Source organism: Modestobacter altitudinis (assembly GCF_005930475.1).
In the GTDB taxonomy this organism is placed as follows: Bacteria; Actinomycetota; Actinomycetes; order Mycobacteriales; family Geodermatophilaceae; genus Modestobacter; species Modestobacter altitudinis.
In genome coordinates this window covers 1-13,365 of the sequence record NZ_SJEW01000103.1, presented here as the reverse complement: position 1 = coordinate 13,365, position 13,365 = coordinate 1, and the positions used below count along the sequence as shown (strand labels likewise).

Annotated in this window: 15 protein-coding genes, 1 tRNA gene and 3 pseudogenes; 7 read left to right on the top strand and 12 right to left on the bottom strand. The window is 74.2% G+C overall.

Going from position 1 to position 13,365, the window contains the following annotated elements; translation table 11 throughout:
* Window positions 1-33 precede the first annotated feature (33 nt).
* A pseudogene (locus tag FHL79_RS23495) lies at window positions 34-648 on the top strand (SDR family NAD(P)-dependent oxidoreductase); the annotation flags it as partial.
* Window positions 649-759: 111 nt separating this feature from the next.
* Here the strand turns inward: FHL79_RS23495 and FHL79_RS23490 are convergent.
* The 5 genes from FHL79_RS23490 to FHL79_RS23470 form a co-directional block, all read right to left on the bottom strand.
* Complete coding sequence (locus FHL79_RS23490; protein ID WP_246081164.1) at window positions 760-2,124, bottom strand: ABC transporter substrate-binding protein; 1,365 nt, start codon at window positions 2,122-2,124, stop codon at window positions 760-762.
* A gap of 95 nt (window positions 2,125-2,219) precedes the next feature.
* The gene (locus FHL79_RS23485) at window positions 2,220-3,371 is read right to left on the bottom strand and encodes a branched-chain amino acid ABC transporter permease (protein WP_138760977.1); all 1,152 of its coding nucleotides are present in this window, start codon (window positions 3,369-3,371) and stop codon (window positions 2,220-2,222) included.
* 4 nt (window positions 3,372-3,375) lie between these two features.
* Complete coding sequence (locus FHL79_RS23480) at window positions 3,376-4,257, bottom strand: branched-chain amino acid ABC transporter permease (RefSeq protein WP_138760976.1); 882 nt, start codon at window positions 4,255-4,257, stop codon at window positions 3,376-3,378.
* Window positions 4,258-4,303: 46 nt separating this feature from the next.
* Entirely contained in the window at window positions 4,304-5,053 is a 750-nt protein-coding gene (locus FHL79_RS23475; RefSeq protein WP_138760975.1) for an ABC transporter ATP-binding protein, read from the bottom strand.
* Window positions 5,046-5,936, bottom strand: coding sequence for an ABC transporter ATP-binding protein (locus FHL79_RS23470; protein ID WP_218938583.1), 891 nt, complete (start codon window positions 5,934-5,936; stop codon window positions 5,046-5,048). Before FHL79_RS23470 ends, FHL79_RS23475 begins: the two co-directional genes overlap by 8 nt.
* Before the next feature lie 172 nt (window positions 5,937-6,108).
* Between FHL79_RS23470 and FHL79_RS23465 the strand changes: the two genes are divergently transcribed.
* Complete coding sequence (locus FHL79_RS23465) at window positions 6,109-7,323, top strand: PucR family transcriptional regulator (RefSeq protein WP_138760973.1); 1,215 nt, start codon at window positions 6,109-6,111, stop codon at window positions 7,321-7,323.
* Here the strand turns inward: FHL79_RS23465 and FHL79_RS23460 are convergent.
* The 3 genes from FHL79_RS23460 to FHL79_RS23450 form a co-directional block, all read right to left on the bottom strand.
* Window positions 7,311-7,544 carry a DUF2630 family protein gene (locus tag FHL79_RS23460; protein ID WP_138760972.1) on the bottom strand — a complete coding sequence of 78 codons (234 nt, stop codon included), beginning with the start codon at window positions 7,542-7,544 and terminating at the stop codon, window positions 7,311-7,313. The two genes, FHL79_RS23465 and FHL79_RS23460, sit on opposite strands and share 13 nt — an antisense overlap.
* Before the next feature lie 66 nt (window positions 7,545-7,610).
* On the bottom strand, window positions 7,611-8,528 hold the full coding sequence (locus FHL79_RS23455; protein ID WP_138760971.1) for a prephenate dehydrogenase/arogenate dehydrogenase family protein: 918 nt from the start codon (window positions 8,526-8,528) through the stop codon (window positions 7,611-7,613).
* Window positions 8,525-8,968, bottom strand: a complete 444-nt coding sequence (locus FHL79_RS23450) for a PaaI family thioesterase (RefSeq protein WP_138760970.1) — start codon at window positions 8,966-8,968, stop codon at window positions 8,525-8,527. The genes FHL79_RS23455 and FHL79_RS23450 overlap by 4 nt, the downstream gene beginning before the upstream one ends.
* An 11-nt stretch (window positions 8,969-8,979) precedes the next feature.
* Between FHL79_RS23450 and FHL79_RS23445 the strand changes: the two genes are divergently transcribed.
* Together FHL79_RS23445 and FHL79_RS23440 are read left to right on the top strand one after the other, a co-directional pair.
* Window positions 8,980-9,504: a tRNA adenosine deaminase-associated protein gene (locus FHL79_RS23445; protein ID WP_138760969.1), complete on the top strand. Its 525-nt coding sequence runs from the start codon at window positions 8,980-8,982 to the stop codon at window positions 9,502-9,504.
* A complete protein-coding gene (locus FHL79_RS23440) occupies window positions 9,501-10,139 on the top strand; it encodes an HAD-IA family hydrolase (RefSeq protein WP_138760968.1) in 639 nt (212 codons plus the stop codon). The genes FHL79_RS23445 and FHL79_RS23440 overlap by 4 nt, the downstream gene beginning before the upstream one ends.
* Window positions 10,140-10,149: 10 nt before the next feature.
* Here FHL79_RS23440 and FHL79_RS26285 read toward each other — a convergent pair.
* A pseudogene (locus FHL79_RS26285) lies at window positions 10,150-10,605 on the bottom strand (DUF4386 domain-containing protein); the annotation flags it as partial.
* A gap of 25 nt (window positions 10,606-10,630) precedes the next feature.
* A pseudogene (locus tag FHL79_RS26550) lies at window positions 10,631-10,861 on the bottom strand (DUF4386 family protein); the annotation flags it as partial.
* Window positions 10,862-10,973: 112 nt separating this feature from the next.
* On the opposite strand from FHL79_RS26550, the gene FHL79_RS23430 reads away from it, so the two are divergent.
* From FHL79_RS23430 to FHL79_RS23420, 3 genes are all read left to right on the top strand, one after another.
* Complete coding sequence (locus FHL79_RS23430; protein WP_218938582.1) at window positions 10,974-11,711, top strand: TetR/AcrR family transcriptional regulator; 738 nt, start codon at window positions 10,974-10,976, stop codon at window positions 11,709-11,711.
* A gap of 50 nt (window positions 11,712-11,761) precedes the next feature.
* Window positions 11,762-12,220, top strand: a complete 459-nt coding sequence (locus FHL79_RS23425; protein WP_246081162.1) for a nucleoside deaminase — start codon at window positions 11,762-11,764, stop codon at window positions 12,218-12,220.
* Window positions 12,221-12,230: 10 nt separating this feature from the next.
* Window positions 12,231-12,315, top strand: a tRNA-Ser gene (locus FHL79_RS23420).
* Between the two features lie 50 nt (window positions 12,316-12,365).
* Here FHL79_RS23420 and FHL79_RS23415 read toward each other — a convergent pair.
* Both FHL79_RS23415 and FHL79_RS23410 read right to left on the bottom strand, forming a co-directional pair.
* Entirely contained in the window at window positions 12,366-12,905 is a 540-nt protein-coding gene (locus tag FHL79_RS23415) for a hypothetical protein (RefSeq protein WP_138760966.1), read from the bottom strand.
* Window positions 12,906-12,934: 29 nt separating this feature from the next.
* Complete coding sequence (locus tag FHL79_RS23410) at window positions 12,935-13,228, bottom strand: hypothetical protein (RefSeq protein ID WP_138760965.1); 294 nt, start codon at window positions 13,226-13,228, stop codon at window positions 12,935-12,937.
* Between the last annotated feature and the right edge of the window lie 137 nt (window positions 13,229-13,365).

Here is a 13,365-nt window from a genome sequence, read left to right as displayed (position 1 = left end):
TCTTCGTTGTGCTCATGACGTCGATCGTCGGCGCGGCGGGAGGCAGCGGTGGGCCGGTTGCGGGAGGTCGGCATCGACGCCTTCGCCGTCCCGCTGGACGTCACCGACGACCGGAGCGTCGCCACGGCCGCCGAGCTGGTCGCCGAGCGCGCCGGGCGGCTGGACGCGCTGGTCAACAACGCCGGCATCACCGGCGGTGGGCCGCAGCAGCCGAGCACCGTCGACCCGGCTGTCATCCGGACCGTCGTGGAGACCAACGTCATCGGCGTCATCCGGGTCACCAACGCGATGCTGCCGCTGCTGCTCCGCTCGGCCTCGCCGCGGATCGTCAACATGTCCAGCAGCGTCGGCTCGCTGACCCGGCAGGCCGGTCCGGGTGGCGACCTGGTCACGGGTCCGGTGGCGGTCGCCTACTCGCCGTCGAAGACGTTCCTGAACGCGGTGACGCTGCAGTACGTCCGGGAGCTGGCCGGCACGGACGTCCTCATCAACTGCGCGTGCCCGGGGTACGTCGCCACCGACCTCAACGGCTTCCGCGGCGTACGCACCCCGGAGCAGGGCGCAGCGACCGCCATCCGGCTGGCCACCCTGCCCGACGGCGGCCCCACCGGCGGCTTCTTCGAGGACGCCGGCGTCGTCCCCTGGTGACGCCGACGGGCCGCCGACCCCCGCGGAGGGGGACCGGCGGCCCGGGCGCTCAGGCCCCGTCCAGAGGCTCGCCCCGAGCGCGCGAGGGGTGAGGAGGACGGGGTCCTTCAACTACTCGACGGGCTCCACGTCCGGGATGCCGCTGGACGGCGGGGTCGACGGCTCCCCGTCGTACTCGGTGATCTCGGCGTCGCCGTTGTCGGTGGTCAGCACCGGCGTCTTCTCCTCCGAGGAGGTGCCGGTGATCTGGCTGACCAGCATGCCGCCGACGCCGGCGTGCTTGTCCGCCGAGTAGCGGAACGGCGCGAGCGCCGGGCCCTCGAAGTCGGCGCCGGCCTGCTCGACGGCGTCGACGATGCCCTCACGGGTCGGGTTCTGACCGGCCGCCTGCAGCGCCTGGACGAAGGTGTAGGCCTCGGCCATGCCGTAGATGCGGTAGTTGGTCAGCTGGCCCTCCTGGCCGGAGGCGTCCCACACCTTCTGGAACAGCTGGGTCCAGGGGTTGTCGGGCTGGTCCACGCTCGGCAGGTACTCGGTGGTCAGCGCGCCGTCCAGCAGGGCGGCGTCGGTCACCTTGCCCTTGGAGAAGTTGTTCAGCAGCGAGCCGACCAGCGCCGGGTCGGACCCGACGTTGGAGTAGAACCACTGCGGGTCGTAGCCCAGCTGCAGGGCGGTCAGCTGGGACAGCGCGGTGTAGCTGGGCACGTTGAACCCCGCGACGAAGTCGGCACCGGCGGCCTTCAGCGCGGCGATCTGCGGGCCGACGTCGGTGTTGCCCGGGGTGTACCGCTGCGCACTGACGACCTGGTCGTCGACGTACTCGCGGATGCCCTTCTCGCCGTTCTCGCCGAAGTCGTCGTCCTGGAGGAAGAGCCCGACCTTGGCATCAGGGAAGTTCTCCTTGATGTACTGGCCGATGATCTTGCCCTCGATCTCGTAGTCGGGCTGCCAGCCGAACGTCGTGGGGTGCTCCTCGGCGTCGTCCCACAGCAGCGAGCCGGAGGAGACGAAGAGGTCCGGGACGCCCTCGTCGTTGAGGAAGTCGATGACGGCGCTGTGGGTGGGCGTGCCCAGCCCGCCGAGCATCGCGAAGATCTCGTCGTCGAGCACCAGCTGGTTGGTGACCTGGCTGGTGTTCGTCGGGTTGTAGGCGTCGTCGAGGTACTCGTACTCGATCGTCCGGCCGTTGACGCCGCCGGCGGCGTTGACGTAGTCGAAGTACGCCTGGGTGCCGGTCGGGATCTCGCTGTAGCCGGGCGCCGCGACGCCGGTCAGCGGGAAGTGGGCACCGACGGTGACGGTGTCCTCGGTGACACCGACGTCGGAGGCCTCGTTGGCGGCGCCGGCATCGCTGCCGCCGCCGGAACCGCCGCCGCTGTCGTCACTGCCGCCGCAGGCGGCGAGCCCGGAGGCGACGGTGGCCGCGGCGAGCACGGCGATGGGGACCCGGACGAGGCGTCGGGAAGAACGGACCACGGGAACTCCTCAGTGCAGCCCGGGCGTCGTCGCCCGGGAGTCGTGGAACGGGAGGGCCGACCGGCTCGGCGGTCAGCGGCGTGCGTCGGCTGGGCTCACCTCCCGGTCTCGCGCGCGACTGCTCGCTTCGCGCGCTGGGCCAGCCAACGGAGGCGGATCGTCCCGACGATGCCGGCGGGGGCGAAGATCATCGCCGCCACGAGGACGACGCCGTAGACGAAGGGGGCCAGCTGGGCGGCCTCGGTGCCGTCCAGACCGGCGGCGGAGCCGAGGTCGGTGGTCACCTGCGGCAGGAAGACCAGCAGCGCCGAGCCGATGAGGGCGCCGAGCAGGCTGCCCAGACCGCCGAGCACGATCGCGGTCAGCAGCGCCAGCGAGAGCACCAGGGTGAAGGCGCTCGGCGCGGCGAGCCGGACGACGATGGCCAGCACCGCCCCGCCGAGGCCCGCGCACGCCGCGCTGACCACGAAGGCCAGCACCCGCCAGGAGCCCAGCCGGATCCCGGCCAGCTCGGCGGCGACGTCGTTGTCGCGCACCGCCCGCCAGGTCCGGCCGATCCGGCTGCGGATCAGGTTGGCGAGCAGGAAGTAGGTGACCAGCAGCGCGATGGCGCCCACGTAGGCCAGCCACTTGGTCGCCGTCGCCGGGTTGCCGGTGAGGGTCTTGATCGCGTCGCCGAACCACTCCGGCGCGCGCGGCGCGCGGACCCGCAGGCCCTGCTCGCCGCCGAGCGTGCCCTTGAACTTCAGTGCCAGCCCGGGCAGCCCGACGGCGAGCGCCAGGGTCGCGCCGGCCAGGTAGGGCCCGTGCAGCCGGGACGCCGCGGCGCCGACCACGGCGCCGACCAGCGCGGTGACCACGATGGCGGCGAGGAAGACCACCGGCAGCGGCAGCGGCTCGTCGGCGGAGAGGAACAGCCCGGTCGTGTACGCCCCGACGGCCATCAGCGCGCCGTGGCCGAGCGAGATCTGCCCGTTGAGCCCGGTGAGCACGGTCAGCCCGCCGGCGGCGATCGCGTAGTAGGTCAGCGTCGCCAGCTGGGAGTTGCGGAACGGGTCGGTGCTCTCGAGCAGGACGACGGCGGCCACGGCGCAGAGCACGACGGCGAGCAGGTGGCGCAGCAGCGTCGACTGCGGCAGCGGGATCCGGCCCTTCCGGCTGCTGGTGCTGGCCGGGGCGGCCGCGGTGGCGGGGTTGCCGGCGGGCGGCTGGGCGATGGTCTGGCCGGCGTTCTGCAGGTCGCTCATGACGTCATGCCCTCCGGGCCACGGTGCTGGCGAACAGACCGCCGGGCCGGACCAGCAGCACGACCACGAGGATCACCAGGGCGGCGAGGTTGACCACCGAGCTGCCACCGAAGTAGGCGCTGACGTAGGACAGCGCCAGCCCGAGCAGCAGGCCGCCGACGACGGCACCGATCGGGGAGTCCAGCCCGCCCAGCACGGCGGCGACGAAGCCGAAGACGATCAGGCTGTCCATGTAGGCCGGGTAGACGAACGACCCCCCGGCGATCAGCAGCCCGGCCAGCGAGCCGACGACGGCGGCCAGCGCCCAGCCCAGGGTGAGCATCCGGCCCACCCGGACGCCGAGCAGCCGCGCGACCTCCTGGCCGAACGCGGCGGCCCGCATCGCCAGCCCGACCCGGGTGAACCGGAACAGCGCGACGAGCAGGGCCATGGTCAGCAGGACCGCGGCGATCACGTAGACCCGGTTGGGGGTCAGCGCGATCGTGTTGCCGCCGATGGTGAACCCGCGCAGCCCGAACGGGGCGGGGAAGGACTGGAACGACGAGCCGGCGATGATCGCCACCGCCGCCTGGATGGCCACGAACAGGCCCAGGGTCACGATCACCGCGTTCAGCTCCGGCCCGCCCTCGACCCGGCGGATGACCACCCGCTCGACGACCGCACCCAGCACGAACCCGCTGACCAGCGCCGCCGCGAGCGCCGCCCAGTAGTTCCAGCCGGCCTGGATGAGCGCCAGCGCGACGAACGTCGTCGCCATCGCCATCGAGCCCTGCGCGAAGTTGACGATCCTGGTCGACCGCCAGATCAGCACCAGCGCGAGGGCGAAGGCCGCGAAGACCATGCCCTGCGCCAGCCCCGAGAGGGTGGTGTCGATGAACTGCTGCACGGGTGTGGTGCCTTCCTGGTGGTGCGGTGGGGCGGGGAGGTCGGGCTCAGAAGCCCAGGTAGGCGTGCCGGAGGTCCTCGTCGGCCATGAGCGTGCGGGCGTCGTCGGTGGCGACCACCCGGCCCAGGTTGAGGACGATCCCGACGTCGGCGACCGACAGCGCACTGCGCGCGTTCTGCTCGACCAGCAGGACCGACAGACCCTCGGCGTCCACCAGCTGCCGCAGCAGGCCGAAGATCTGCGCGACGATCCGCGGGGCCAGGCCCAGCGAGGGCTCGTCCAGCAGCAGGATCCGCGGCCGGGCCAGCAGCGCTCGGCCGATGACCAGCATCTGCCGCTCGCCGCCGGAGAGCGTGTGCGCGGGGTTGTCCCGCCGCTCCACCAGCCGCGGGAACAGGTCGTAGACCCGGTCGAACTCCTCCCGGCCGACCTTGCCGCGGAAGAGCGCGCCGACCCGGAGGTTCTCCTCGACGGTCAGCTCGGCGATGACGCCGCGGCCCTCCGGGACGTGCGCCATGCCACGACCGACCATCGACTCGACGGCGGCCCGGGTGACGTCCGCCCCGTCGAGCAGCACGGTGCCCGAGCTGGCGCGGACCAGTCCGCTGACGGTGCGCAGCAGCGAGGTCTTGCCGGCCCCGTTGGCGCCCAGGACGGCGGTGATCCGGCCGGGCGCGGCGGTCAGCGAGACGCCGTCCAGGGCCCGCACCGGACCGTAGGACGTGGTCAGGTCGCGCACCTCGAGGGTCGCGCCGCTGGTGCGGGTGGCGTCCGGGGCGACGGCGGTGTCAGGCACGGTCGGCTCCCGTGCCGGCCTGCAGCTCGGCGGCGTCGTGCTCGACGTCGACGTCCTCACCGAGGTAGGCGGCGGTGACGGCCGGGTCGGCCTGGATCTCCGTGGTGGTGCCGGAGGCGATCACCGCGCCGGAGTCGAGCACCGTCACCCGGTCGCACACGCTCATGACCAGGTCCATGTGGTGCTCGACGAGCAGCACGCCCATCCGCGCGGACAGGCTGCGGATCAGCTTCCCGAGCTCGTGCATCTCGTCCTCGGCCAGGCCGCTGGCCGGTTCGTCGAGCAGCAGCAGCTCGGGGGAGGAGACCAGCGCCCGGGCGAGCGCGACGCGCTTCTGCACCGGGTAGGGGAGGCTGCCGGGGTAGCGGTCGGCGTAGCGCTCGGCGTCCAGGTCGGCCAGCGCGGCGGTGGCCCGGCCGCGCAGTGCGCGCTCGTCGGAGTCGCTGCGGGGCAGCGCGAGCAGCGCGGAGGCGAAGCCGGCCCGGGCGTGCCGGTGCGCGCCGATCATCACGTTCTCCAGCACGGTCAGCCCGGCGAACAGGCCGACGCCCTGCAGGGTGCGGGCGATGCCCAGCCGGGCGAGCTGGTCCGGGCGCAGCCGGCGCAGCGGCCGGTCACGCCAGGTGATGGTCCCGGAGTCGGCCCGGACGATGCCGCAGGCGACGTTGAACAGCGTCGTCTTCCCCGCGCCGTTCGGCCCGATCAGCCCGTGCACCTGGCCCGGCTCCACCACGAGGGAGACGTCGGAGAGGGCGGTGACCCCGCCGAAGGCCACCGAGATGCCGGTCATCTCCAGCCGGGACGACGGGCGTGCGGACTCCGCGGTGGTGCGGTCCAACGCGGTGCTGCCTGCAGTCGGGGTCGGCTGCGCCAACGGGCCCACGGCTCCCTTGCCTCGGGTTCGGTGTCCGCCGGGCATGCCGCGGCAGACGGACGTCGGGTGTCCCCGACCCGTCGAGCGTGCGGTCCGGTGAGTGCGGTCACAATGGGCGGGCAGCACAGCGATCACCCAGGTCGCTTGTGCACTGTGCGGTGGGTCACGAAGGGGGTGGCAGGTGCAACCGTTCCGGTCCGAGGTGGCCGCGCGGCTGGCAGAGCTCGCGCCGCCCCTGCTCGACCAGCTGGACGACATGACCTCGCGGATGATCGGCATCCTGGAGCGCAGCGAGGACTCCTACGCCCACCAGGGGCCGGGCGTGGTCGGGGAGCTGTTCGAGTCGACCCGGACCAACCTCGAGCGCGGTGTGCGCACGCTGATGGGCCATGCCGAGGACGGCGGCCGGGCGGCGCTGGACGCGGCCCGCGAGGTGGGCCGCCGTCGGGCCGCCCAGGGCGTGCCGCTGGAGACGGTGCTGCGCGCCTACCGGCTCGGCGGGCAGGTCACCTGGGAGGCGCTGCGGGCGTCGGCCCGGGACATCGAGGCGCCCGGGGACAGCGACGTCCTGCTGGAGGTCGCGGGCTCGGTGTGGCACGTCAACGACGTGCAGTGCGCCGCGCTGGCCGAGGCCTACCGCGCCGAGGAGCGGCGGCTGGCCGGCATCGACGACGAGGCCCGCCAGCAGGTGCTCGACGGCCTGCTCGGTGGCAGGGGAGACGACCCGGTGTTCGTCCGGTCGGCGTCGGAGCTGCTGGCGCTGTCGCTGGACGGGCGGCTGGTCTGCGCGGTGGCGCCGCCGGACGAGGCCGGCGCAGCGACGCTGGCCGACCCCGCCGCCCGGCTGCTGGCGCGCGGCGTGCGCTCGGTCTGGGGCTGGCGCAGCGGCGCCCAGGTCGGGGTGGTGGCCCTGGGCACCCGCCCGGTCGCCGAGGTGCTCGGCTGGCTGGCGGAGCAGGCGCAGGGCCCGGTCGGGGCCTCTGCGGTCGTCGAGGGTGCGGCAGCGGTGGCCTCGGCCTGGCGGCTCGCCGACACCGCGGCCCGGACCCTGCCGGCCGGTCAGGCCCGGGTGGTGACCATCGACGACCGGCTGCCCGAGGCGCTGCTCAGCAGTTCCCCGGAGATCACCCGGCGGCTGGTCGAGCAGTCGCTGGGCCGGGTGCTGGAGCTGCCTGCCGACGAGCGGGACGTGCTGCTGGCCACGTTGACGGCGTTCCTGGCCGCCGACGGCTCACCGACCCGGGCCGCGGAGGAGCTGTACTGCCACCGGAACACCGTCATGCACCGGCTCCGCCGGATCGAGCAGGTCACCGGCCGCTCGGTGGCCGACCCCCGCGCCCGGCTGCTGTGGCAGCTGGCGTTGCTGGAGGCCGGCCTCGCGGCTCACTGCAGGTAGTTCTCCACCTGCGGCTCGGGACGGGCCTCGGCCTCGTCCGGGTCCTCGCCGTACTGGCGCTTGGCGTCCCGCTGACGCAGCAGGTCCCACAGCTGGTCGCGGTCCTCCTCGATCTGGCGGAGCCGGGCGCGCTGCTCCTCGGTGTGCTCGCTGGCGTTGCGGAGCGTGTGCTCCTCCTCGACCAGGGCCTCGATCTGCGCGCGGATGTCCTTGTCGTCCATGTCTCCCTCTCCTCGTGCGTCGGTCCCAGCTTGCCCTGTCCCGGGCGGCTCCGCGCCCTGCGGCCGTCAGGCCCCCTCGGGGACCCAGCCCTCGATGAAGGCGGCCAGCCGCCGGGTCACCGCGCCGCCGGCGCGGCCGAGCGCCAGCAGGGCGGTGCGGTCCAGCGGGACGCGCACCGGCCGGCGGCCGGCGGACGCGGCCCGCACGGCGTGCCCGTCGGCGACCAGGTCGGCCCACGGGCGGGCCAGCTGGGCGCGGACCCGGTCCAGGGCCGCAGCGGTCGGCCCGGCGTTGCCCTCGACCAGGGCGGTGACGAACGCCGGGTCGCTGCCGATCACCCGGGTGCCGTCGCGGAAGCTGCCGGCGGCGAGGGAGAGCGCGAGCGGTCCGGCCTGCCCGGCGGCGGTGGCGAGGGCGGCGGCCAGCAGGTGCGGGACGGCGCTGATCGCGGCGACCGCGTCGTCGTGCTCGACCGCGGTCACCGGCACCACCTCGGCGCCGACGGCCAGGGCGATCTCGGCGACCCGCAGCCACCGCCGCAGGTCAGTGTCCGGTTCCAGGCACAGCGCCCAGCGGGCGCCGGTGAACAGGCCCGGGTCGACGGCGGTGTGGCCGGACCGTTCCGTCCCGCACATCGGGTGCCCGCCGACGAAGCGGTCCCCGTGCGCGGCACCGAGCTCGGCGAGGACCGGCACCTTCACCGAGCCGAGGTCGGTGACGGTCGCGCCCGGGTCGATCCGCAGCCCGGTCAGCGCGCTGCCCATCACCGGCAGCGGCACCGCGAGGACGACGACGCCGGTCAGCTCCTGGCTGATCCGCACGCTCTGGTCCTCGGCCGCGTCCCGGGCCGCGGGGTCGACGTCCCACCCGGAGACCGGCCGGCCCGCGCCGGCGAGGGCGGCGGCCAGCGAGCCGCCGAGCTGGCCGAGGCCGACCACCGACACCGGCGGCGCGGGCATCGTCGGGACGGGGAAGCCGCTCACGTGCCGGTCTCCCACGGTGTGCCGAGCCGGAACACCCGGGCCAGGGCGGTGGCCACCCGGCGTCCGTCGGTGGTGGTGGCGTCGATCCGGTACACCGCCGTCCGGCTGGAGCGGTGCACCTCCACGCCCTCGGCGACGAGCTGGTCACCCGGCCGGCCGGCGGAGAGGAACTCGGTGTGCACGTCCTGGGCGACGGCGACCGTGCCGTGGCTGTTGCTCACCGCGCTGTGCACCACGTCCAGCAGCGCCATGGTCGCGCCGCCGTGCGCGGTGCCGACGGTGTTGAGCAGCTGCGGGCCCACGGTCATCGTCGCCCGGGCGTAGCCGGGCCGGACCTCGACCAGCTCGATGCCCAGGTGGGCGGCGAGCGGGTCCGCAGCCAGGGCCCGGAACAGGCCCGGGTCGACGGGCGTGCGGTCCTCGTCCGGGGCGTCGGCCATGATCAGAGGCTATGACGCCCCCGCCGGACACCGGCAGCACGCTGCGGCAGAGCTTCGCCGTACGGGTCACCTGCCTCGAGGACCGCTGGCAGTGCGAGCTGCTGGCCGCCGACGCCGACGACGAGCTGCCCGTGCTCGAGCGCGCCCTCGGCGAACCGGGCGCCGCCGGCTGGCCGGGCCCGTTCGTGGTCGTGGTGGACAGCCGGCTGTACTTCGTCGTGCTGCGGCACGGGCCGGGCGGGATGGTGCGGGCGCTGATCTCCGACGCGACGTTCCAGGAGTGGGTGCTCGCCGCCGAGGTGGTCGAGCGGTACGGCATCGCGGTGGAGACCGGCACGACCGTCGACGACGCGTTCGACGAGGACGGGCAGGGCTGGCCGGGCGGTGACCTCGACGTGTTCGCCGACGCCGGGATGCCGGCCGAGGAGCTCGCCGTGCTGCTGGACTCCGACGAGCTGTGGGCCGACGAGATGGTGCTCCGGATCGCCGAGCGGCTGGGCTTCGCCGCCGAGCTGCTCGCGGTGGCGACACCGTGACCACCACCGCGGTCGTCTTCGACCTGGGCGGCGTGATCACCGAGAGCCCGATGACCGCCTTCGCCGCGTACGAGGCCGAGGCCGGGCTGCCCGACGGGCTGGTGCGCCGGCTGAACAGCGCCGACCCGGACACGAACGCCTGGGCCCGCTACGAGCGCCGCGAGCTCGACGAGGCCGGGTTCCGGGCCGCGTTCGAGGCCGAGGCTGCGGCGGCCGGGTTCACCGTGGACGCCGGCCGGGTGCTCGCCGCGCTGCACGGGGACCTCCGCCCGGCCATGGTGACCGCCGTCGCGCGGTTGCGGGCCGCCGGGCTGCCGCTGGCCCTGCTGTCGAACAACGTCGCACCGATGGAGCGCACCGGGCGGCTGGGGGAGCTGCTCGAGCTGTTCGACACGGTCGTGGAGTCCTCCGTCGAGGGGGTGCGCAAGCCGGAGCCGGCGATCTACGAGCTGGCGCTGCGCCGGCTGTCCGAGGCGGTCGGCCGCCCGGTCGCCGCGGCGGACTGCGCCTACCTCGACGACCTGGGCATCAACCTCAAGCCCGCCCGGGCGCTGGGCATGCACACGATCAAGGTCGTCGACCCCGCGGCGGCGCTCGCCGAGCTGTCGGAGCTGACCGCCGTCGACCTGTCCTGACCGGCGGTGCTCAGGCCGGGACCAGCGCCGCCGCCGGGTCCGGCGCCGCCGGGGCAGGGGCCCGGAAGCCCCGGGCGATGAGGTACACCGCCAGGCTCATCTCCCACACGGTCACCGGCAGCGCGGCCAGGGCGGCCGGCGCGGACACCTGGTCGTAGAGGCCGAAGAGCACCGCGGTCGAGGAGGCGAGGACGAGCGGGCCGCCGACCAGCCCCACGGTGGAGATCCAGCGGGGGACCAGCCGCCCGCGGCGGACGAGGACGGCGAGCAGCAGCGTGTTCACCCCGATGACAAGGCCGGGGCCGAGCAGGAACGACCAGTCGTGCAGGGCCACGAGCGCCCGGCTGACCGCGACCAGCGACGGGTCGTCCAGGTCGCCCGCCTCGTGCACCTGGCGCAGCGTGACCACCGACAGGGTGCTCAGGATGCCGACGGCGATGACCGCCGCCTCCAGCAGCCGGCCGCCTGACGTAGCCCAGCGCCAGGCTCGCGCCGTACCGCTGGACGACGGGGTGCACGGTGACTGCGGTGCCGATCACCGCGGCGCACAGCACCACCTCGAGGAAGCCGCCGAGGAGCACCTGCGTGTCCGCGCCGCTGCCCAGCGCGTAGCCGGCGTCGTCGAGGGCCGGTTGGTACAGCGCCAGCGCGGCGATCGCCGCGATCGCGGCGACCAGGAAGAACACCCCGGTGACGACGGCGTGGACTCGGGTGACGCGCATGGCCAGGACCTCCTCGGATCTGCGGTGTACGGCGTACACCAACGGCCCGAGACGCTGGGTGTACCGTGTACACCTGTCAAGCGCCGGACGGGCGGGACAGGGAGGTCGGTCGGTGGAGCAGCGTGCAGCCGGGCGCCGGACCCCGCTGAACAGGGCGCGGGTGCTGCACGCAGCGGTGGCCCTCGCCGACGAGGCGGGCATCGACGCGGTCAGCATGCGCAGGCTCGCCGAGGAGCTCGGCGTCGTCCCGATGGCGCTGTACAAGCACGTGGCCAACAAGGACGAGCTGCTCGACGGGATGGTCGACGTCGTCCTCGGCGAGATCGAGCCGGTCGAGCCCGACGGCCGGGAGCTGCACTGGACCGACGCCGTCCGGCAGCGCGTCCTCTCCGCCCGCCGCGCGGTGCTCCGGCACCGGTGGGCACGGCAGGCTATCGAGTCCCGCACCCATCGGACGCCGGTCGTGCTGGGGCACATGGACGCCGTGGCCGGCATGTTCCGGGCCGGGGGGTGCTCGGTCGACCTGACCCACCACGTGATGCACGCGCTGGGCAACCGCATCTGGGGCTTCAGCCCCGAGCTGTTCGACGAGCCGCCGTCGGACCCGGCCGGTCCGGGGCCGACCGCGGAGGAGCAGGAGGCGATGGTGCGCGAGTTCGGGCGGCGGTTCCCGCACGTCCTGGAGATCGCCACGGTCGCCACCGAGGGCGACCTGTCCGCCGTCGGGCAGGGCTGTGACGAGCAGTTCGAGTTCGAGTTCGCGCTCGACCTGCTCCTCGACGGGGCCGACCGGCTGCGCCGGCAGGGCTGGCGGTCCCGGGACCGAGCAGGTGCCCCTCCGACGATTTGAGCTCTGCTCCAGATGTGGAGCAGAGCTCGACTGTCCGCGAAGGTGACCCGGTGACCGACGACGAGGCGATGCTGCGGGCGCTCGAGCTCGCGGCCGCGGCGCAGGAGTGGGGCGACACGCCGATCGGCGCCGTCGTCCTCGGGCCCGACGGGGCGGTGCTGGCCGAGGCCGCCAACGAGCGGGAGAAGCGCGGTGACCCGACCGCGCACGCCGAGGTGCTGGCGCTGCGCGAGGCGGCCCGGCTGCACGGCGACGGCTGGCGGCTGACCGGTGCGTCGCTGGTGGTCACCCTCGAGCCGTGCACCATGTGCGCCGGCGCGAGCGTGCTGTCGCGGGTGGCCCGGGTGGTCTACGGCGCCGACGACCCGAAGGCCGGCGCGGCCGGGTCGCTGTGGGACGTCGTCCGGGACCGGCGGCTGAACCACCGGCCGGAGGTGGTGGCCGGGGTCCGGGCCGAGGAGTCCGGCGCGCTGCTACGTGCGTTCTTCGGCGCCAGGCGCGCCCTGTAGTCTCTTCGGCGGTGGCGTGTCCGAGCGGCCGAAGGAGCACGCCTCGAAAGCGTGTGAGGTTCACGCCTCCGTGGGTTCAAATCCCACCGCCACCGCATCACGACAGCGGCGCCCGATCCCCGGATCCGGCGCCGCTGTCGTCGTCTCAGCAGTTGGCCTTGCCGTAGTCGTCGACCGCGGTGCCGGAGTCGACGAGCTCGGTCTGCAGGCCCTGCAGCCGGGGCGCGAGGTCGGTGTTGGCCTGGGGGTCGGTGAGGTCGGCCTGCGCCAGCAGGTCGCGCATCGACGTCCAGGCCGCGACCAGCCGCTGCCACTGCGGCGCCGCGTCGGCCGGCGGCTGGACGGCGGAGATCTTGTCCACTGCCTCGGCCAGCAGTGCCGGCGCCTGCTCGGGTGTGCTGGTGACCCCCTGCAGGTCGCTGCTGATGTCCGACAGCAGCGCGGGCACCTCGGTGCAGAAGGCCTCCTTCTTCTCCGCGTCCGAGTCCGCGGGGGCGGCACTGGAGGAGGCGGCCGTCGACGACGCGGCCGACGACGATGCGGCCGACGACCCGGTGGACGACGAGCTCGTGGTCGCGGCGGCGTCCGCGGAGGAGTCCGGGGAGTCCGAGGAGGAGCAGCCGGCGAGGAGGACGGGAGCCACCGCGAGGGGCAGCAGGAGCACGGGGAACCTGGGACTGCGCATCGCGGGACCGTAGCGAACGCCGTGGACGCTCAGTCCGCGCGGTCGGAGTCGATGAGCAGTTGCCCGTTCTCACCGCGGACCAGCACGAACGTGTGCTGCTCGGGCAGCGTGCTGCCGTCCTCGACGTAGGTGACCGGAGCGGTGGCGGTGAGCGAGCCGTCGGTGGCCGAGACCGGGCCGAGGCTGACCGAGCTGAAGCGGTTCCAGAACGCGATGTAGTTGCCGCGGCTCTCGGCGCCGCGCAGCGTCGGTCCGGTGAGGTCGTAGGCGCGCTGCGGGTTCTCGGGCAGCAGCGCGTAGTAGCTGGTGATCGCCTGCCGCACCTCGGCCGCCGACCCCTCGGCCGGCGCCCCGGAGGAGGGCGCCGGGGTTGACGACGGCGGGGTGGACGACGGGGTGGAGGGCGCGCTCGCCGACGTCGACGGTGCGCGGGACGCGGTCGTCGGGGACGACGTGGGGG

Coding starts and splice junctions, on each gene's coding strand:
- FHL79_RS23460 (WP_138760972.1), bottom strand. CDS start 7,544: ATGGACGACAAGGACATCCGCGCGCAGATCGAGGCCCTGGTCGAGGAG.
- FHL79_RS23445 (WP_138760969.1), top strand. CDS start 8,980: ATGACGCCCCCGCCGGACACCGGCAGCACGCTGCGGCAGAGCTTCGCC.
- FHL79_RS23450 (WP_138760970.1), bottom strand. CDS start 8,968: ATGGCCGACGCCCCGGACGAGGACCGCACGCCCGTCGACCCGGGCCTG.
- FHL79_RS23485 (WP_138760977.1), bottom strand. CDS start 3,371: ATGAGCGACCTGCAGAACGCCGGCCAGACCATCGCCCAGCCGCCCGCC.
- FHL79_RS23415 (WP_138760966.1), bottom strand. CDS start 12,905: ATGCGCAGTCCCAGGTTCCCCGTGCTCCTGCTGCCCCTCGCGGTGGCT.